We start from the raw sequence: 19,169 nt of genomic DNA on the forward strand, positions 1-19,169 counted from the left end.
GTGTGACCGCTCTGTGGGCGACGCCTCCAAACGCCTCTGAGCTGCGGAAACTCGCCTAAACTTAGCGGTATTGCCCGCCGGCGAGGCATTCTTTTGATCTTTGGACCGGCTTCCTCGCTGGTCAAGTCGGGCACGGGGTCTCCCGGGCGCTGCGCGCCCTGCTTGAGCGGCCCCACCCCCGCCCCGATCTTTGAGTGTTCACGGCCGATCCGTCGCGTCAAGAGCGCCTTCGGCGTCCCTTCGGGATGGGCTTCGCCCACTCTTGACCCGGCGGATCGGCCGTAAGTGCGGCTGGGGATCGGGGCGGGGGTGGGTGTGGGCGGTGTGGCCGCTCGCGTTCGCGTTGCCGGGTGGCGGTTGTGTGTGGCCGCTTCCGTTCCGCTGCTTCCTCACGCCGCTACGGCTGGGTGCTTCGGATCATCCGCCCGCACCACGACATCGGCGACCGTTGCCGGGTCGACCTCCTCCTCGTAGCGGGCGAAGGCCGGGAGGGCCCATTGCTCCTCCTCCGGCAACCGCCGTCGCAGGGCGCTGGGTGAGATGGACAGGTGGACGGCCAGCTCGAAGGGCAGCCCCCGCCCCAGCAACAACTCCCCGTCGACGATGACCACGCCGCCCGGTGGCAACTCGACCCGGTCCAGGCGTGTTGCCCTGTCCCGCTCCGCGTCCCACAACGCGGGCAGCACCATTCCGCTTCCCCCTGGCGAGAGCGGGTTGAGGACCTCGCGCCGCAACGCGCCCTCGTCGAGCCAGTCGAAGTAACGGGCTTCCGCGTCCTGTTTGCCCTTCTCGAACCGCAGCGACGCCGGGCGCAGGAAGTCCACTGTGGACACTCGTAGCACCGGCCTGCCGCTGACGCGCAAGGGATCCACGAGCGCGTCGGCCAGCAGGGGAGTGTCCAGCGCGCCGTCGACCGCCACCCGCACCCACGGGGTGCCCGGCAGCGCGAGGATCCGTTCGGCCAGTTCGGTGGCGAGCCGGTCGAAGGAGATCGGGCGGTACCTCATGATCTCCGATTCTCCTCCAAGCCCGGAACTGTCGTACCCCACCGCCAGAATGAACCCATGACCAGCGAAGTGGGCAGGACGGCGGACGCCGGCTGGCAGGTACGGCGATCTGGCTCGGCCCCGGCGTCACGCTGCCGACCGAACGCGGCGCGCGCTACCGCACCGGGACGGGCATCGCCGGAGAGGTGCGCAGCTACCACAGCCTCGACCGCATCAGGCTGACGTGGCGGCCGCCGGACTGGGAGCACGACTCGACCGTCCAGGTCACCGTGCGCACCACGGGCGGGAAAACCACCCTGCGCTTCCACCAGGAGCGGTTGGCGGACGTCGGGGAACGCGCGCGCCAACGGGCGTACTGGACGGACGTCGTGGAGCGCATCGGTGAAACGCTCGGAAAAACCTGAGACCGGGCACCTTCGAGCACCGTTGCTCGTTGTCCCGTCGTCACGGCACCGAGTGGGAAGGCGACAGAAGGTATGCGCGTGCTCGACGAACCGATCCGGCTCGACACGGACTTCACGCGGGACCCCCACGCGCTCTACGAGCAGCTGAGGTCCGAGGCGCCGGTCCGCCCGGTGATCATGCGCCGCGGGCTCAACGCGTGGCTGGTCACGAGCTACGCCGACGCGAAGGCGGTCCTCGCCGACCCGCGGCTGAGCAAGGACAACACGCGCATGCGACGGCTCTTCGAGGCGGCCTCCGGCGCGGAGAGCACCTTCACGTCCTCGCTTGCGGCGCACATGCTCAACATGGACCCGCCCGACCACACGCGCCTGCGCAAGCTCGTGAACAAGGCGTTCACCGCCCGCACGGTGTCCCGGCTGCGCCCGCGCATCGAGGAGATCGCCGACGAACTGCTCGCCGCCATCCCCGCGCCGGGCAGCGTCGACCTGCTGGAGGCCTACGCCTTCCCGCTGCCGATCACGGTGATCTGCGAGCTGCTGGGCGTCCCCACCACGGACCGCGACGACTTCCGCGCCTGGTCCAACACGGTCGTCTCCGCCTCCGAACCCGCGCAGCTGCAGCAGCACTCGGCCGCGCTCGCGAAGTACCTGACGGAGCTCATCGCCGCCAAGCGCGCGAACCCGACCGAGGACCTGCTGTCCGACCTGGTGCACGTGTCCGAAGCCGGTGACCAGCTGTCCGAGGCCGAACTCGTGTCGATGGCGTTCCTGCTGCTCGTCGCCGGGCACGAGACCACCGTGAACCTCATCGGCAACGGGGTGCGGGCCCTGCTCGACCGGCCCGATCAGCTCTCGCTGCTGCGTGAGGACCCGTCGCTGCTGCCCAACGCCGTCGAGGAGTTCCTGCGGTTCGAGGGGCCGGTCAACATCGCGACCCTGCGCGTCACGACCGAGCCGGTGCAGGTGGGTGACGTCCTGATCCCGGCGGACCAGTTCGTCATGGTCTCGCTGCTGGCGGCCAACCGCGACGGCGAGAGGTTCGCCGACGCCGACAGCCTCGACGTGACGCGCCCGGCGGGCGGGCACCTGGCCTTCGGGCACGGCATCCACTACTGCCTCGGCGCCCCGCTGGCCCGCATCGAGGCCGAGATCGCGCTCCGCGAGCTGCTGTCCCGCTTCGGCACGATCGAGCTGGACGGGCAGCCGGAGCAGCTGCGCTGGCGGGACAGCACGCTGATGCGCGGGCTGGAGACGCTCCCGGTGCGGCTGGCCTGAAGCTAGGGTGCGGGGCATGGACCCCGCGGAGCTGCTCGCCCTCGACGCCCGGCACGTGTGGCACCCGTACGGCCCGATGCCGGGCCGCGTCGCGCCACTGCTCGTGACCGGGGCGTCGGGGGTGCGGCTGCGGCTCGCCGACGGGCGCGAGCTGATCGACGGCATGTCGTCGTGGTGGGCGGCGATCCACGGCTACCGGCACCCGGTGCTGGACGCCGCGCTCGCCGAACAGGCCGGGCGGATGAGCCACGTCATGTTCGGCGGGCTGACCCACGAGCCCGCGATCCGGCTCGCCACGAAGCTGGCCGAGCTGACCCCGCCGGGGCTGGAGCACGTCTTCCTGTGCGACTCCGGTTCGGTGTCCGTCGAGGTCGCGGTCAAGATGTGCCTGCAGTACTGGCGTTCGCTGGGGCGCGGGGAGAAGCGCCGGATGCTCACGTGGCGCGGCGGCTACCACGGCGACACCTTCCACCCGATGAGCGTGTGCGACCCCGACGGCGGCATGCACTCGCTGTGGCGCGGGGTCCTGCCGGAGCAGGTGTTCGTGCCGGAGCCGCCCGCCGGTTTCGGCGCGCCGCTCAATCCGTCCTATGTGGACACTCTCGCGCAGGCGATCGAGGAGCACGCGGACGAGCTGGCGTGCGTCATCGTCGAGCCCGTCGTGCAGGGCGCGGGCGGGATGCGGTTCCACGCGCCCGGCTACCTGCGCGTGCTGCGCGAGCTGACCGAACGCCACGACGTGCTGCTGGTCTTCGACGAGATCGCGACGGGTTTCGGCCGCACCGGCCGGTTGTTCGCGGCCGAACACGCCGAGGTCACGCCGGACGTGCTGTGCCTCGGCAAGGCGCTCACCGGCGGCTACCTCAGCATGGCGGCCGCCCTGTGCACGCCCCGCGTGGCCGACGGGATCTCGCGCGGCGAGGTGCCGGTGCTCGCGCACGGCCCGACGTTCATGGGCAACCCGCTCACCTCCGCGGTCGCGAACGCCTCGATCGACCTGCTGCTGAGCCAGGACTGGCGGGGTTCGGTGCGGCGGATCGAATCCGCGTTGCGCGACGGCCTGGCGGCCGCGCGCGAGGTGCCGGGCGTGGCCGACGTGCGCGTGCTCGGGGCGATCGGGGTCGTGCAGCTGGACCACGAGGTGGACATGGCGGCGGCCACGAAAGTGGCGACCGACTGCGGAGTGTGGCTGCGCCCGTTCCGCGACCTCGTCTACGCCATGCCGCCGTTCGTCTGCACGGACGCCGAGGTCCGGACCATCGCCGAAGCCATGACGGCGGTCGCGGCCGCCGCCTGACCGACGGTACGGGGAAAGTTCACTAGAACGGGTGTGACGGCGCGCACCGACTCGCGGCTGATCACGCAGCGTGCGAACAACTGCCCGTTCGCACGCTCCTGAGTGAGCGGGCGCGCACCCATGGCTTGTTTCGGCGAGGTTAGCCAGTCACCACCCGCTGTGAACAAAACGTGAGAGTTTCTTTGCATATCGGACAAACCGGCCGGATTTCGGTATCTGTGGATCACCGGCGGTCACTGGGGACGGTCCGGTATCTCCCGCCACCTCACCCCCGAACCCACTACGGAGGGCCAACATGATCACTGCGGCACGGGAACGCGAGCACGCTCCGCCTGGCGACGGCGCGCGCGGACAACGGATCCTGGAGAACCTGCGACACGACGTCCCGGCGTCGCTCGTGGTGTTCCTCGTGGCGGTCCCGCTTTCGCTCGGTATCGCGCTCGCCTCGGGTGCGCCGATCGTCGCCGGGCTCATCGCCGCGATCGTCGGCGGCGTCGTGGCCGGGGCGCTCGGCGGCTCGGTGCTGCAGGTCAGCGGGCCCGCCGCCGGGCTCACGGTGATCATGGCCGAGACGATCGCCGAGTTCGGCTGGGCCACGACGTGCGCGATCACCGTGCTCGCGGGCGCGCTGCAGGTCCTGCTGGGCCTCAGCCGCATCGCGCGCGCCGCGCTCGCCATCTCACCCGCCGTCGTGCACGGCATGCTCGCCGGTATCGGCGTCACCATCGTGCTGGCGCAGCTGCACGTCGTGCTGGGCGGCAGCGCCCAGAGCTCGCCGGTGCAGAACCTGCTCCAGCTGCCCCGGCAGCTGCTCGACGCCCACGGCGCGGCGACGCTCGTCGGCGTGCTGACCATCGCGATCCTGCTCGGCTGGGGCAGGCTGCCCGCCGCGGTGCGGAAGGTGCCAGGCCCGCTCGCGGCGATCGTCGCGGTCACCGTGCTGTCCGTCGTCACGGGCATGACCGTGCCGCGCGTGGACGTGCCTGCCAACGTGCTCGACATCCGGTTCGTGCCGCTGTTCCCCGACGGCGGCTGGTTCGACTTCGGGCTCGCGGTGGTGACGATCGCGCTCGTCGCCAGCGTCGAGAGCCTGCTTTCCGCCGTGGCCGTGGACAAGATGCACTCGGGCCCGCGTGCCGACCTCAACCGCGAGCTGATCGGGCAGGGCGCGGCGAACATGGCCTCCGGCGCGATCGGCGGGCTGCCCGTCACCGGCGTGATCGTCCGCAGCTCGACCAACGTGCAGTCCGGCGCGCGCACCCGTGCCTCGGCGATCCTGCACGGGCTGTGGATCCTGCTGTTCGTCGCCGTGCTGGCGGGGCTGCTGCGCAACATCCCGCTCGCGGCGCTGGCCGGGCTGCTCGTGCACGTCGGCGCCCGGCTGGTGAACTTCGCCCACATCAAGGACGTGCTGCGGCACGGGGACCTGCCGGTGTACCTGGTGACGGTCCTCGGCGTGGTCACGATCGACCTGCTCACCGGCGTGCTGATCGGCATCGGCGTCGCCGCGCTGCTCATGCTGCGGCGCCTGCTGTGGTCGGGTATCCACGCCGAGCGCGACGAGGACGGCTGGCACGTCGTCGTGGAGGGCGCGCTCTCGGCGTTGTCGATACCCCGGCTGTCCGCGGTGCTGAACGGAATCCCGCGGGGCAGCCGCGTGACGCTCGAACTCGTCGTGGACTACCTCGACCACGCGGCGTTCGACCTGCTGTCGGCGTGGCAGCAGTCGCACGAGAAGGCCGGCGGCACGGTGGTCGTCGACGAGGTCGGCCACCCGTGGTTCGAACGCGGCAAGGCGGGCGAGCCGACGGTGCACAAGAGGCGGGCGCGGCAGGTCGCGCCGCGATGGTTCGCGCCGTGGTCGGAGTGGCAGCGGGCGCAGGGGACGGCCCTGCCCGCCGTGCCCGCACAGCGCACGCGGGAGAGCTCGATGCGGCGCGGGGTGGCCGAGTTCGAACGGCGCACGGCGGACCTCGTGCGGCCGTACCTCGACGCCGACCGGCACGAGCCGCAGACGCTGTTCATCACGTGCGGGGACGCGCGGATCGTGCCCAACGTGCTCACCAGCAGCGGGCCGGGTGACCTGTTCACCATGCGCAACATCGGCAACCTCGTCCCGGCGCACGCCACCTGCGCCGAAGGGGCGGAGTCGTCGCTGGGCGCGTCGCTGGAGTTCGCGGTCGACGTGCTCAAGGTGCGTGAGGTGGTGGTGTGCGGGCACTCGTCGTGCGGAGCGATGAAGGCGCTGCTGTCCGGCACGCCGGATGACGCACCGGCGCTGCGGTCGTGGCTGCGGCACGCGGAGCCGGGCCTGGAGCGGTACCGCACCAGGCCGCCGTTGCAGGTCGAGGGCGAGACGCCGGCCGGTGCCGACCAGCTGGCCCTGCACAACGTGCTGGCGCAGCTGGCCAGGCTGCGGGAGTACCCGTCGATCGCGCGTGCCGAGGCACGCGGGGACATCGAGCTGCTGGGCATGTACTTCGACCTCGGCTCGGCGCGGGTGCACCTGTACGACCCGGAGACCGGCGTCTTCCGTTCGGCGGGCAGCAGGATCACGGGCCGGCGGCTGACTTCCGGCGACGGGGGCAGGTCGACAGAGGCACCTGTCCCCGTCGAACCGGTAGTTCCGCCTGGCGGCTGATGATCTCGCCTCCGCCACGTGTGGGTGGGCGTCGCTTGCGGACGGTGCTCCCTGCTGAATCGTGACGTCGACCGGCGTCGTTATCGAACGATGCGGTGCCGCGTCGCCCGATGCCGGTACTACGGTGGAATCCCGTGAGCATCCTCGTGGTGACCGGAACGGGTACCGGCGTCGGCAAAACGGCCGTCACCGCCGCGATCGCGGCGCTCGCCCGCGCTGGCGGGCGCCGGGTCGCGGTGCTCAAGCCCGCGCAGACCGGTGTCGCGCCGGACGAGCCGGGGGACCTGGCCGAGGTGGTCCGCCTCGCCGGGGACGTGACCACCCGGGAGCTGCAGCGCTACCCCGATCCGCTGTCCCCGGAGGCGGCGGCGCGGCGCAGCGGGCTGCCGGTGCTGAACCCGCCGGAGATCGCGGCGGCGGCAACGGAGCTGGACGAGTTCCACGACCTGGTCCTGGTCGAGGGCGCGGGCGGGCTGCTGGTGCGGTTCGGCCCGGACGGCAGCACGCTCGCCGACGTGGCGTGGGCGCTGGGCGCGCTCGTGCTCGTCGTCGCGGAGGCGGGGCTCGGCACGCTCAACGTCACGGCGTTGACGGCCGAGGTCGCCACCGCACGCGGTCTGCACGTGGCCGGGGTCGTGATCGGGTCGTGGCCCGCGGAGCCGGACCTGGCGATGTTGTCCAACGTCGCCGATCTGCCCGTCGCCGCCGGGGCGCCGCTGCTGGGCGCACTGGCCGCCGGTGCCGGGAGGCTCGACCGCGAGACCTTCCTGGAGGAGGCGCGCGCGGGGCTGTCGCCGTGGTTCGGCGGCGAGTTCGACTCCGAGCGCTTCCAGAAGGCGGCCGCTGCCCGGACGTGACGTGAGTCGCACGGGTTCTCCGCCCGCGTGCGGCAGCATGACATCCGTCCGCGCCCACGCTCGAAGGAGAGACCCGTGACCGCCGCGCCCGAACAGACCGACGTCCTCGCCGTCGCCAGGGAGCAGGTGCTCGACAGGGGCGTCGGCCTCGGTGAACAGCAGGTGCTCGACGTGCTGAGCCTGGGCGACGACCGCCTGCCCGAGCTGCTGGCGCTCGCCCACGAGGTGCGGATGCGCTGGTGCGGGCCGGAAGTCGAGGTCGAGGGCATCGTGAGCCTCAAGACCGGCGGCTGCCCCGAGGACTGCCACTTCTGCTCGCAGTCGGGCCGGTTCCCCAGCCCCGTGCGCTCGGCGTGGCTCGACATCCCCGGTCTGGTCAAGGCCGCTCGCCAGACGGCCGAGACGGGCGCGACGGAGTTCTGCATCGTGGCGGCCGTGCGCGGCCCCGACCGGCGGCTGCTTTCCCAGGTGCGCGAGGGCATCGAGGCGATCCGCGCCGACGGCAACGACATCCAGATCGCGTGCTCGCTCGGCATGCTCACCCAGGAGCAGGTCGACGAGCTGGTCGCGATGGGCGTGCACCGCTACAACCACAACCTCGAAACCGCCCGTTCGCACTTCCCGAACGTCGTCACCACGCACTCCTGGGAGGAGCGCTGGGACACGCTCCGCATGGTCCGGGACGCGGGCATGGAGGTGTGCTGCGGCGGCATCATCGGCATGGGGGAGACGCCGGCGCAGCGGGCCGAGTTCGCGGTGCAGCTGGCCGAGCTGGAGCCCGACGAGGTGCCCGTGAACTTCCTGATCCCGCAGCCGGGCACGCCGTACGAGGAGTACGAGGTCGTCGAGGGCAGGGACGCGCTGCGCGTCGTCGCCGCGTTCCGGCTCGCGATGCCCCGCACCATGCTGCGGTTCGCGGGCGGGCGCGAGCTGACGCTGGGTGACCTCGGTGCGGAGCAGGGCATGCTGGGCGGGATCAACGCGATCATCGTCGGCAACTACCTGACCAACCTCGGCCGCCCCGCGAGCCAGGACCTCGCGATGCTCGAGGAGCTGAAGATGCCGGTCAAGGCGCTGAGCGAGACGCTGTGAGCGCAGCGGGCACGTACTGCGTGCACTGCGGGGAGCCCAGGGACACCGGGGAGCACGCCCGCTGCCGCTCGCCGCGGGCGGCGCTGGAACCGCCGCGGTTCTGCGCCGAGTGCGCGCGGCGGCTGGTCGTGCAGGTGACGCCCACCGGGTGGGAAGCGCGATGCAGCCGACACGGTGCGTGCACGAGCGGGGCCACCGGCTAGTCTCGCTGTGCCAGCGGTGCGGCGAAGGGGAGTTCAGCAGTGGCACAGGGATCGGTCGGCGCGGACAGCAGGTCGAACGAGCCCGGGCTGTCGCGCCTGGTGTTCTCGATGCCCCGGCCCCGGCCGCGCGTGATCGTGAAGGCGGATCTCCTGCCGTCGGTGAGCGTGCTGTCCTTGATCGGGCTCGTCGGCATCCCGCTGGGCTGGATCTGGTCCCGGCTCGCGCCGCCGCAGCACGTCCGGGTGTACGACGGCGGCCAGCTCGTGCCGCTGCAGCTGGAGAGCTGGCACCGCTTCGACGACCTCGGGGTGTACCTGCTGCTCGCGTTCGCGATGGGGATCGTGGTGGGCGCGGCGGTCTGGCTGCTGCGGGAACGGCGTGGTCCGGTGATCCTGCTGGCGGCCGTGCTCGGCGGGCTGCTCGCGGGCTGGCTGGGCACGTCGATGGGTGCGGCGTTCGCCAACGGGCACTACGCCGTCACCGGGACCCCGCACGTCGGGGACGTGCTGGCGAAGGCGCCGCAGTTGGAGTCGATGTGGGTGCTGGTGGCGCAGCCACTGGCCACGGCGCTCGTCTACGGCCTGCTGGCAGGCTGGAACGGCCGCGACGACCTGAGCCGCCGCCTGGGCTGACCGGTCGGCCCGGAGGATGCGACCTCGGTCGCCGCCTTTGGGTTGAGCGGCTTGCCTGCCCCGGCGGAGGGGATCGGCCGCGCCTCGGTCGCCGTTCGGCTGCGCGGCTCGCCTGCTCGCGACAAGCGGCGAAGCTTGGGCTGCGCGACCTGCCGCCGCGGTGGTTGGGATCGGCCGCGACGATCTTGGCTGCCACTTGGGCTGACCGGCTTGCCACTGCGGCGGCTGAGGATCGGCCGGGACCTTGGTCGCTGCTTGGGCTGCGCGGCCTGCTGCTGCAGCGGCTGAGGATCAGCCGCGACCTCGGTTGTCGCTTGGGCTGTGCGGCCTGCGCCGCGGCGGTTGGGATTGGCCGCGCCGTCGGGTCGCCGCTTGGGCTGCGCGGCCTGCCACTGCGGCGGCTGAGGATTGGCCGCGACCTCGGGTCGCCGCTTGGGCTGCGCGGCCTGCCGCTGCGGAGGCTGAGGATCGGCCCGCGACCTCGGTCGCCGCGTGTGCTGCGCGGCTTGCCGCTGCGGTGGTTGGGATCGGCCGCGCCCTCGGGTCGCCGCTTGGGCTGACCGGCTTGCCACTGCGGCGGCTGGGATCGCCCGCGACCTCGGTCGCCGCTTGGGCTGTGCGACCTGCCGCTACAAAGCGGACCGGTCAACCGCGCGGAGCACGCGGCAAGCACGCCTCCCCGAACCGCGCGCTCAGTTCAACACCGCGCGCGTCATCAGGTGGGGCAGCTGCGCGGGGGGCGCGGGCACCGCGTGCAGCTTCGCCAGGAACGCCGCCTCCCGGGTCAGCAGGCGGTGGATCAGCCGCAGCCGCCGCAGCGGGTGCCGTTCCTCCAGCAGTTCCTGCCGGTCGGCCAGCGGGAGCAGGCAGTCCGCGGCCAGCAGGTACGCGAGATCGGCCGGGTGCGTCGCCGGGGCGGGGGGCTCGATGCGGTCGGGATCCAGTGCGGACTCGCGGTACCGCCGGTGCGCGGACCGGGCCGCGCCCGCCAGCCGGGCCGTCGCCTCCGCGGCCGCGGGCGGCAGGCGTTCGTCGTCGAGCCACTCCACTGTGCCCACCAGGTACGGTGCGCGCGTCACGTCGAGGTCGAGCAGCCGGAACCGGCGTTCCCCCTTGGTGAGGATGTCGAACCGGCCGTCGGGCAGGCGCTCGCTCTCCAGCAGCAGCGCCGTGCAGCCGATCTCGTGCACGTGCTCCAGCTTCTCGACCTCCGCGTTGCCCGCACTGCGGAGGGCCACGATCCCGAACCGCCGGTCCGGCACCGCGCCGGTGAGCAGGTCCACGGCGAGCTGCCGGTAACGCGGTTCGAACAGGTGCAGCGGCAGCGCCGCACCCGGCAGGAGCACTGTCTGCAACGGGAACAGCGGGACGGTCACCTGCTTGCTTTCCGGCCGTTCCGCATCGTTCACGGTCTACACGGTACTTCGAAAACCGGTGCGTCGCTCACCGTCGCTTCGGCGGCGGGCGGAACACCGCGAACGGATCCGTCACCTGAATTCCCTCACCGGCGAAGGAGAACAGCGCGGCGGGCCGCCCGCCGCTGCGGCCCGGCGGGGCGGTGTGCCCGGTCGGCACGAGCAGTCCGCGGCGGGACAGCACGCGTTGCAGGTTCGTCGCGGAAACCTTGTACCCCAAGGCCGCGGAGTAGATCTCGCGCAGCGCCGAGATGGTGAACTCGTGTGGTGCCAAGGCGAAGCCGATGTTGGTGTAGCTCAGTTTGGACCGCAACCGGTCCCGGGCACGCAGGATGATCTCGCGGTGGTCGAAGGCCGTGCGCGGCAACGCGTCGACCTCGTGCCACCGCGTGTCCTCGGGCACCTCCGGATCGACGTCGGACGGCACCAGCCCCAGGAACGCCGTCGCGACGACGCGCGGGCCCGGCACCCGGTCGGGGGCGCTGAACACCGCGAGCTGCTCGACGTGCTGCAGCTGCCGGACGTCCACCTTCTCCGCGAGCTGCCGCCGGATGGACGTCTCCACGTCCTCGTCGGGCCGCAACCGCCCGCCCGGCAGCGACCAGCGCCCGACGTGCGGATCGAGGGCGCGCCGCCACAGCAGCACCCGCAGTGTGGCGTAACGCACCTGCACTACGGCCGCCAAAACCTCGTGTGCCAGTGGGGCGCTGCTGTTAATATGGCTTCGCACGGTTTTCGATTATAAGGCGAAAACCCGCAACACGGTCCAGGAGGGCCACATGACTTCGACTCTGCAGGAGCTGACGCCGTACAGCGGGATCGAGCCCGACGAGGCGTGGGCGGAGGAGGTGCGCAGGCTGGCCCGCGAACGCGACGCGGTGCTGCTGGCGCACAACTACCAGTCCCCGGCGATCCAGGACATCGCGGACCACACGGGCGACTCGCTCGCGCTGTCCCGCATCGCGGCCGCCAGCGACGCGTCGACCATCGTCTTCTGCGGCGTGCACTTCATGGCCGAGACCGCGAAGATCCTCTCGCCGGACAAGACGGTCCTGATCCCCGACGCCCGTGCCGGCTGCTCGCTCGCCGACTCCATCACCGGCGCGCAGCTGCGGGCGTGGAAGGCCGAACACCCCGGCGCGGTCGTGGTCTCCTACGTCAACACCACGGCCGAGGTCAAGGCCGAGACCGACATCTGCTGCACGTCGTCGAACGCGGTGGACGTGGTGGCCTCGATCCCCGAGGACCGCGAGGTGCTGTTCTGCCCCGACCAGTTCCTCGGCGCGCACGTCAAGCGCGAGACCGGGCGCGACAACATCCACGTGTGGGCGGGCGAATGCCACGTGCACGCCGGGATCAACGGGCCCGAGCTGGCCGAGCGCGCCGCCGCGAACCCGGACGCCGACCTGTTCATCCACCCCGAGTGCGGCTGCGCCACCTCGGCGCTCTACCTCGCGGGCGAGGGCACCGTGCCGCGCGAGAAGGTCAAGATCCTCTCCACCGGCGACATGGTGCACGCGGCGCGGGACACGAAGGCGCGCAGCGTGCTGGTCGCCACCGAGATCGGCATGCTGCACCAGCTGCGCAAGGCCGCCCCGGAGATCGACTTCCAGGCGGTGAACGACCGCGCGTCGTGCCGGTTCATGAAGATGATCACGCCGGCCGCCCTGCTCCGCTCGCTGCGCGAGGGCGCCGACGAGGTCCACGTGGACCAGGAGACCGCGGCCAGGGCGCGTGCCTCGGTGCAGCGGATGATCGAGATCGGCCAGCCCGGCGGCGGCGAGTGATGAGACCGGTTGGCGACTTTCAGTCGAAAACCCCGGTGTGGGAAGCCCGTGCGGATCTCGTCGTGCTGGGCAGCGGGGTGGCGGGGCTGACCGCGGCGCTGCGCGCGCAGGAGCTCGGGCTGCGCGTGCTCGTGGTGACCAAGGCGGCCGTCGAGGACGGCAACACCCGCTGGGCGCAGGGCGGCGTCGCCGTCGTGCTGGAGGACCAGCACGACGAGGGCGACTCGGTGGAACGGCACGTCGAGGACACGTTGATCGCGGGCGCGGGGCTGTGTGAACCCGATGCCGTGCGGGCGATCCTGCACGCCGGGCCGCGTGCGGTGTCCTGGTTGCGCGCCACCGGTGCCCGGTTCGACCCGGGCGACGCCGGGCTGCTCGCCCGCACGCGCGAAGGCGGGCACAGCGCCTTCCGCGTGATCCACGCCGGCGGCGACGCGACGGGTGCGGAGGTCGAGCGCACGCTCGTCGCCGAGGCGACGGGGCGGCGGCTGCCGGTGCTGGAGCGGCACATCGCCGTCGACGCCCTGCTCACCCCGCTGGGGGCGGTCGCGGGCGTGACGGTGCTGGACCCGGACGGTGTGCCGGGTGTGCTGCGGGCGCCCGCCGTGCTGCTCGCCACCGGTGGTCTGGGCCAGCTGTACCAGGCGACGTCGAACCCCGAGATCGCGACGGGTGACGGTCTCGCGCTCGCCTTGCGGGCGGGGGCGCAGGCCGCGGACCTCGAGTTCGTGCAGTTCCACCCGACGGTGCTGTACACGCCCGGCGCGCGCGGCCGGTGCCCGCTGGTCACCGAGGCCGTGCGGGGCGAGGGCGCGGTGCTCCTCGACGGTGCGGGGAAGTCGGTGATGCAGGGCGTGCACCCGCTGGGCGACCTCGCGCCGCGCGACGTCGTCTCCGCCGCCATCACCCGCCGCATGATCGAGGCGCCTGGCGGCGTCGACGACCACGTTTTCCTCGACGCCACGGGGGTTTCCTCGTTCGCGGAACGGTTCCCGACGGTCTTCGCGGCGTGCCGGGCGATCGGGGTGGACCCCGCGCGTGACCTCATCCCCGTGACACCGGCCGCACACTTCGCGTGCGGTGGGGTGGTCGCGGGCACGGACGGCCGTACGGGTGTCCCGGGTCTGTACGCGGCGGGGGAGGTCGCGCGGACCGGGTTGCATGGCGCGAACCGGCTCGCGTCGAACAGCCTGCTGGAAGGCCTCGTCGCCGGCGCGGGGACGGCTGAGGCGGTCGCGGCGGATCTGGCCGCCGGGCTGCTCGCGGATCCGCGGCAGGGCGTCGTGCGGCGACCAGGCCCGGTGCCCGTCGCCGAGCGCGACGCGCTGCAGCGCGTGATGAGCCGCTACGCCGCGATCGGCCGTGACGCCGAAGGTCTCGCGGTGGTGGGCTCGGTGCTCGACCTGTCCATTGAGGACCGTCCACTGCGGACGCATCGGGACGTGGAGGACGCGGCGCTCACCCTCGTGGCGCAGGCGCTGGTCGCCGCGGCCGAGCGGCGCACGGAGTCGCGCGGCAGCCACGTCCGCGCCGACTTCCCGCACCGGGACGACGGAACGTGGCAACGCAGCCAGCTGATCCGGCTCAGCCCGTCGGGGCAGCCGGTGCTGGCGGACCCGGTGGCGGCGAGAGGAGCGGCATGAGCGACCTGGACCTTCAGGACGTCCGGCGAGTGGTGGAACTCGCGCTCGACGAGGACCTGCGGTACGGCCCGGACGCGACGACGAACGCGACCGTGCCCGAAAGCGCCACGGCGCTGGCGGAGATCACCCCGCGCGTGCCCGGCACACTCGCGGGGGCGCCGGTCGCGCTCGCGGTGTTCGAGCAGGTGCTCGGCGAGGGGTACGAGGTGCTGTCCACGCTGGAGGACGGCAGCAAGCTCGTGCCCGGTGAACCCGCACTGGTGCTGCGCGGGCCGGTGCGTGGCCTGCTGACCGCCGAGCGGACGGCGCTGAACCTGTTGTGCCACCTGTCCGGCATCGCCACCGCGACCGCCGCCTGGGTGTCCGAAGTGGACGGAACAGGGTGCCGGGTCCGCGACTCCCGCAAGACGTTGCCCGGCCTGCGGCTGCTGCAGAAGTACGCGGTGCGCTGCGGGGGCGGCGTGAACCACCGGATGGGCCTCGGCGACGCGGTGCTGATCAAGGACAACCACGTCGTCGCGGCCGGTTCCGTGACGGCAGCGCTGGCCGCGGCGCGGGCGCACGCGGCGGACCTGCCGTGCGAGGTCGAGGTGGACACGCTGGAGCAGCTGGACGAGGCGTTGCGCGCCGGGGCCGACGAGGTGCTGCTGGACAACTTCACGCCCGAGGACTGCGCGCGCGGCGTGCGGCTGCGGGACGAGCTGTCGCCGGAGACGCGGCTGGAGGCGTCGGGCGGGCTGAAGCTGCACAACGCGCGTGAGTACGCGGAGACGGGCGTGGACTTCCTCGCCGTCGGCGCGCTCACGCACTCCTCACCGGCGCTGGATCTGGGTCTCGATCTTCGCTGAGCACCCGGCTAGGGTGGGTTTCCTGAGCGGCGGAGCCGGCGCGGGTTCTGAGGGACGCCTTGACTCGGCTCAGCCGCGGGGAGCGCGCCCGTTCTGGGACGGGTGGGGCGGTACTCGCACCGTCGCGCAAGCCGCTTCTGAACAGTCCCCAGGGTGGCGCCGGGGGGAGAGGGAGCACGACGACCTTGACCCGTGGCTCGAAGTTCCTGCTGGCCTTGCTCCGGCGGGGCGCGCCGGTGCTGGCGTCGACCCCGCGGGAGCTGCCCGCCGAGGTCGGCGATCCGGAACCGGTACCCGCCCTGCGGCGGATGGGGGCGATGGCCGCGTCCGAGGCATCCCCGCCGTCCGACCCGCTCATGATCCGCGCGACGCGGTACGCCGTGCTGCTGCCGCTGGCGTGCCGGCTCGTCGGGTTGCCGCTCACGTGGCTGTGGCTCGTCCTCGGCAACGGCGTGCCGTGGTGGCTGACCGTGGTGGCGTGGGCCGGGACCGTGTTCACGGCGGGGAGCGCGGTGTGGGTGCTGCGGGTGCCGGACCTGCGTGGCCGGTGGACGCGGCTGCTGCTGTGGGTGGACCTCGTGTTCGGGGTCGCCTTGGGGTTGTGGTGCGGGCTGTGGATCCCGTTGGTGTACCTCGCGGGGACGGTCGCGTTGTGGACGATGTGCCGCGGCGTGCTCACCGGGCTCGCGCTCGCGGCGCTGGGGTCGGTGCTGCTGGGGCTCGGCGCGGGGGACGTGACCGGGATCGTCGGGTTGTTGCTGGTGGTGGTGACGGCGGCGGTCGGGTCACTGGTGTTGTTGGGGCTGGCGACGCGACTGGCGTTGGCGATCGGCATGCGGCTCGGGCAGGAGGCCGAGCGGGCACGCACGGAGCGGACGTTGCACGACACCGTGTTGCAGACGCTGGAGGCCATCGCGCTCACCGAGGGCGGGGAGGCGGAGCTGGCGCGCGTGCGGCAGGCGGCCCGCGTACAGGCGCACGAGCTGCGGCGCGCGCTGAACTCGTCCTCGGCGCCGGACGGGCTGGCCGCGGAACTGGCGACGCTGGCGACGGAGATGGCCCGTGAAGGCCTGCGCGCGGAGCTGGCGATCTCCGACATCGGGGACGACCAGCTGTCGGAGGCACGCCGGATCGCCGTGCGTGACGCGGCGCGGGAGGCGCTGCGCAACACGATGAAGCACGCGGGGACGCGGGATGTCGTGGTGCGGATGGAGGAGCGCGACGGCGGGGTCGTCGTGATCACCCGCGACCACGGCGTCGGCTACGACGAGGACGAGCGGCCACCGGGCTTCGGCATGAGCGAGTCGATGAAGGCGCGCCTGGCCGAGGTGGGCGGCTGGTGCCGGGTGGAAAGCCGCCCCGGCCGCGGCACCCGGGTGACGATGTGGGTGCCGCGGTAGGCGGCCGGGGCGCGGCCGTGAGAGGGGGCTGTGGGGGGCGGGACTGGGGCTGACCGCTGCCCCGCTGGACCGCCGCGCGCCACGTTGAACCGCCACCGCCACCGTCGCGCTGCCACCGCCGTGCTGCCACCGCGCTGAGCCACCACCGGCGCGCTGCCACTGCGCTGAGCCGCCACCGTCGCTCGCCGCCAGCGCGCGGAGCTGCCGCCCCGCCCACGCCGCCACCGCCACCGCCGCTGCCACCGCCCCGCCACCACCGTCGGGCCGTCAGCGCGCGGAGCTGCTGCCCCGCCCCCCGCCGTCACCGCCGGGTGAGGCGGACCACGGGGTACTTCCGCTCCCGCTTCGCCTGGTACTTGGCGTAGCGGGGCTGCGCGGCGACGATGCGCTGCCAGGCCTGCTCCCGTTCCGCGCCTTCCAGCCGTTGCGGGGTGACCGGGACGCGGTCCTGCCCGTGCAGCTCGATCGCGGCGCGGTCGGGGTTCGCCATCAGGTTCGCGTACCAGTCCGGGTGCCTGTCGCCGCCACCCGACGCGACGAGCAGCCAGCCGTCACCATCGGCGAACCACGTCACCGGCGTCTCGCGCGCCTGCCCGCTCCGGCGGCCCACCGTGTGCAGGACCAGCATGTCCATCCCCATCATCCGGCCACCCTTTCGCCGGATCTTCGCGGTGGTCCGCACGTTCATCCGCCGCTGGAACCGCAGCGACAACGACCGTAAGAGAGTGTCAGCCATGCGGGCAAAGCTAAGTGCCGCAACCCGCCCGGCGCTTCTTCGTTCCTGATCGATCGGCTCAGTCCACGCCCGGCAGGTGCCGGTTCGCCTGCCGCACGAGCGGTGCCAGCTCCGGGATCTCGACCACTTCACGCCCTGCGGCCCGCAGCAGCTCCGCCCCCTGCGCGTGCACGAACACGTCCGGCTCGCGCCACGCGAACACCACGCGCGGGATGCCCGCGTCCAGGATGTGCTGGGTGCAGGTGATTGGCCGGGACGCCCTTTCACTGCACGGCTCCAGCGAGCTGTAGATCGTCGCCTCCGCGAGGCGGGGGTCGCGGCCCAGCTTGGCCAGCGCCACCTCTTCCGCGTGGTCGTGCGGATCGGTCTCGCCCGAAAAACCCGTGGCCAGCACGTTGTCCGCCGCGTCCGTGATCACCGCACCCACCCGGAAAGTCGTCGACGGCGGGCAGCGTTCCGCCAGCTCGACCGCCTCCCGCAGCCTCCGGTGGTCCCGCGCCGCCCGGCCCGCCAGGTACCGCAGCAGCACGACGTCCCCCAGCTGCCGCGTCTCGACGAGCATCAGCCTGCCCTGCGGGAAGCGCCCCGCGCCCACGAACCGGGGCGCTTCCCGCTGGCCGACGAAGAACGGCGCGACGACCAGGTGCAGCTCGTCGACGACGTCCTCGGTCAGGAACAGCGTGTGGATGGCACTACCGCCCTCCACCATCAGCCGCCCGATGCCCCGCTCGGCCAGGTCCGCGAGCACGCGGTGCACGTCGACCGGGTCTCCCGCGTCCACCACCGTCGCCGCGTCGCCGAGCGAAGCGCTCAGTTCCGGCACGGCGGGAGACGCGGCGTACACGAGCTTCGCCACGTCCCCCGTCGTGAAGAACTTCGCCGCCGGGTCCAGCTTCCCGCTCGTCGTGAGCGTGACCTTCACGGGGCTGGGCCCGGAGCGGGACAGCAAGCGGGGGTTGTCCGTCCGGATGGTGTTCGCGCCGACCAGGATCGCGTCCACGCCGGCCCGCACCTGGTCGACGCGGGCGAAGTCCTCCGGACTGGAGAGCAGCAACCGCTCCTGGCTGGTGTCGTCGAGAAAACCGTCGAGCGACATGGCGGCCGAAGCCAGGACGTACGGGCGCTTGCTCACCCCGTCACTTTCCCACAGCCCCGATCAGACCCCGGCGTTCGACCGGATCCACGAACGGCTGGCGGTCACCTTCGCGTAGTTCTGCGTGCCGTTGGTCTGGTAGCCGGTGTTGTTGCCGGTCGAGCAGACGCCGACCTGCTTGCCGTTGTAGACCTCGGGACCGCCCGAGTCGCCGTGCCACGACGAACCCGTCACACCACGGCTGGCGATCGCCGGGCCGCCGTAGGCGTCGCTGCTCGTGCCGGTCACGCGTACGTTGGCGGTCTTGAGGGTGCTCGACGGCGGGTTCGTGCCCTGCGTGCGGCCCCAGCCGTAGATCTGGTTGGTGGTGCCCGTGGCCGGGTCGCTGTCCGCGAGCTGCATGTACGTCGTGCTGACCGCGCGCGTCAGGTGCAGCAGCGCGATGTCGCCGTACGGGGACGCCAGCTGCCGGTCGACGTCGACGTCGGTGCCCTGCTGGAGGGTCACGCTGCCGACCTTGACGTGCATACCGGGGCTGTTGAGGCAGTGCTGCGCGGTGAGCACCCACTGCGAGGCGATGATCGTGCCGGAGCACTCGAACCCGCCGTAGCTGCTCACGTCGTCCCAGTAGATCTGCGCGCCCCACGGCGCCGAACTCACGGTCGTGCCACCGATGATGAGCGGGGTGGCGGCCTCTGCGGTCGCAGTGCCCGCACCGGCCATGAGGGCCGCCGCGGCGAGGATGGCGCCGGTCTTGCGCATCGAGACCTCCGAGGGGGAAGGGGAAGAGACCTGTCGAAAAGTATTTCGGTCAGAACTTCGCCTGGTACCTACGGAA

Annotated in this window: 18 protein-coding genes; 12 read left to right on the forward strand and 6 right to left on the reverse strand. The window is 72.4% G+C overall.

The genetic code is table 11. The features are described 5' to 3' along the window. Positions 1 to 389: 389 nt before the first annotated feature. Positions 390 to 1,007, reverse strand: coding sequence for a nucleoside/nucleotide kinase family protein (locus BMZ92_RS33550; protein ID WP_091516085.1), 618 nt, complete (start codon positions 1,005 to 1,007; stop codon positions 390 to 392). Positions 1,008 to 1,192: 185 nt separating this feature from the next. Between BMZ92_RS33550 and BMZ92_RS38915 the strand changes: the two genes are divergently transcribed. From BMZ92_RS38915 to BMZ92_RS33590, 8 genes are all read left to right on the forward strand, one after another. Further along, positions 1,193 to 1,411, forward strand: coding sequence for an SRPBCC domain-containing protein (locus tag BMZ92_RS38915; RefSeq protein WP_425425891.1), 219 nt, complete (start codon positions 1,193 to 1,195; stop codon positions 1,409 to 1,411). Between the two features lie 72 nt (positions 1,412 to 1,483). Continuing rightward, the gene (locus BMZ92_RS33560; RefSeq protein WP_091516089.1) at positions 1,484 to 2,686 is read left to right on the forward strand and encodes a cytochrome P450 family protein; all 1,203 of its coding nucleotides are present in this window, start codon (positions 1,484 to 1,486) and stop codon (positions 2,684 to 2,686) included. A gap of 16 nt (positions 2,687 to 2,702) precedes the next feature. Next, positions 2,703 to 3,983 carry an adenosylmethionine--8-amino-7-oxononanoate transaminase gene (locus BMZ92_RS33565; RefSeq protein ID WP_091516182.1) on the forward strand — a complete coding sequence of 427 codons (1,281 nt, stop codon included), beginning with the start codon at positions 2,703 to 2,705 and terminating at the stop codon, positions 3,981 to 3,983. A gap of 295 nt (positions 3,984 to 4,278) precedes the next feature. Then, entirely contained in the window at positions 4,279 to 6,624 is a 2,346-nt protein-coding gene (locus tag BMZ92_RS33570) for a SulP family inorganic anion transporter (RefSeq protein WP_091516091.1), read from the forward strand. Between the two features lie 134 nt (positions 6,625 to 6,758). Next, entirely contained in the window at positions 6,759 to 7,481 is a 723-nt protein-coding gene (gene bioD, locus BMZ92_RS33575) for a dethiobiotin synthase (protein WP_091516094.1), read from the forward strand. Positions 7,482 to 7,556: 75 nt separating this feature from the next. Beyond that, on the forward strand, positions 7,557 to 8,573 hold the full coding sequence (bioB, locus tag BMZ92_RS33580; protein ID WP_091516097.1) for a biotin synthase BioB: 1,017 nt from the start codon (positions 7,557 to 7,559) through the stop codon (positions 8,571 to 8,573). Continuing rightward, positions 8,570 to 8,776 carry a biotin synthase auxiliary protein BsaP gene (gene bsaP, locus BMZ92_RS38450; RefSeq protein ID WP_425425892.1) on the forward strand — a complete coding sequence of 69 codons (207 nt, stop codon included), beginning with the start codon at positions 8,570 to 8,572 and terminating at the stop codon, positions 8,774 to 8,776. Before bioB ends, bsaP begins: the two co-directional genes overlap by 4 nt. A 108-nt stretch (positions 8,777 to 8,884) precedes the next feature. Further along, the gene (locus BMZ92_RS33590; protein ID WP_091516187.1) at positions 8,885 to 9,409 is read left to right on the forward strand and encodes a DUF2567 domain-containing protein; all 525 of its coding nucleotides are present in this window, start codon (positions 8,885 to 8,887) and stop codon (positions 9,407 to 9,409) included. 692 nt (positions 9,410 to 10,101) lie between these two features. Here BMZ92_RS33590 and BMZ92_RS33595 read toward each other — a convergent pair. Both BMZ92_RS33595 and BMZ92_RS33600 read right to left on the reverse strand, forming a co-directional pair. Then, positions 10,102 to 10,818: an LON peptidase substrate-binding domain-containing protein gene (locus tag BMZ92_RS33595; protein WP_091516098.1), complete on the reverse strand. Its 717-nt coding sequence runs from the start codon at positions 10,816 to 10,818 to the stop codon at positions 10,102 to 10,104. Positions 10,819 to 10,852: 34 nt separating this feature from the next. Then, a complete protein-coding gene (locus BMZ92_RS33600; RefSeq protein WP_091516189.1) occupies positions 10,853 to 11,491 on the reverse strand; it encodes an NUDIX hydrolase in 639 nt (212 codons plus the stop codon). Between the two features lie 112 nt (positions 11,492 to 11,603). Between BMZ92_RS33600 and nadA the strand changes: the two genes are divergently transcribed. The 4 genes from nadA to BMZ92_RS33620 all read left to right on the forward strand — a co-directional run bounded on the left by nadA (position 11,604) and on the right by BMZ92_RS33620 (position 16,502). Next, on the forward strand, positions 11,604 to 12,611 hold the full coding sequence (gene nadA, locus BMZ92_RS33605) for a quinolinate synthase NadA (protein WP_091516101.1): 1,008 nt from the start codon (positions 11,604 to 11,606) through the stop codon (positions 12,609 to 12,611). Continuing rightward, complete coding sequence (locus BMZ92_RS33610) at positions 12,611 to 14,254, forward strand: L-aspartate oxidase (protein WP_091516103.1); 1,644 nt, start codon at positions 12,611 to 12,613, stop codon at positions 14,252 to 14,254. Before nadA ends, BMZ92_RS33610 begins: the two co-directional genes overlap by 1 nt. Next, positions 14,251 to 15,102, forward strand: a complete 852-nt coding sequence (gene nadC, locus BMZ92_RS33615) for a carboxylating nicotinate-nucleotide diphosphorylase (RefSeq protein WP_091516105.1) — start codon at positions 14,251 to 14,253, stop codon at positions 15,100 to 15,102. Before BMZ92_RS33610 ends, nadC begins: the two co-directional genes overlap by 4 nt. Before the next feature lie 185 nt (positions 15,103 to 15,287). After that, positions 15,288 to 16,502, forward strand: coding sequence for an ATP-binding protein (locus BMZ92_RS33620; RefSeq protein WP_091516107.1), 1,215 nt, complete (start codon positions 15,288 to 15,290; stop codon positions 16,500 to 16,502). A 301-nt stretch (positions 16,503 to 16,803) separates the two neighbouring features. Here the strand turns inward: BMZ92_RS33620 and BMZ92_RS33625 are convergent, their stop codons facing one another. From BMZ92_RS33625 to BMZ92_RS33635, 3 genes are read right to left on the reverse strand one after another with little or no spacing between them, the layout of a single operon-like run. Next, on the reverse strand, positions 16,804 to 17,238 hold the full coding sequence (locus tag BMZ92_RS33625) for a nitroreductase family deazaflavin-dependent oxidoreductase (protein WP_245783409.1): 435 nt from the start codon (positions 17,236 to 17,238) through the stop codon (positions 16,804 to 16,806). 58 nt (positions 17,239 to 17,296) lie between these two features. Further along, positions 17,297 to 18,370 (reverse strand): dihydrofolate reductase family protein, encoded by a 1,074-nt coding sequence (locus BMZ92_RS33630; protein WP_091516111.1) that lies wholly within the window; start codon positions 18,368 to 18,370, stop codon positions 17,297 to 17,299. Between the two features lie 24 nt (positions 18,371 to 18,394). Further along, the gene (locus BMZ92_RS33635; protein ID WP_245783410.1) at positions 18,395 to 19,093 is read right to left on the reverse strand and encodes a S1 family peptidase; all 699 of its coding nucleotides are present in this window, start codon (positions 19,091 to 19,093) and stop codon (positions 18,395 to 18,397) included. Between the last annotated feature and the right edge of the window lie 76 nt (positions 19,094 to 19,169).

The organism is Amycolatopsis sacchari, from assembly GCF_900114035.1.
In the GTDB taxonomy this organism is placed as follows: domain Bacteria; phylum Actinomycetota; class Actinomycetes; order Mycobacteriales; family Pseudonocardiaceae; genus Amycolatopsis_E; species Amycolatopsis_E sacchari.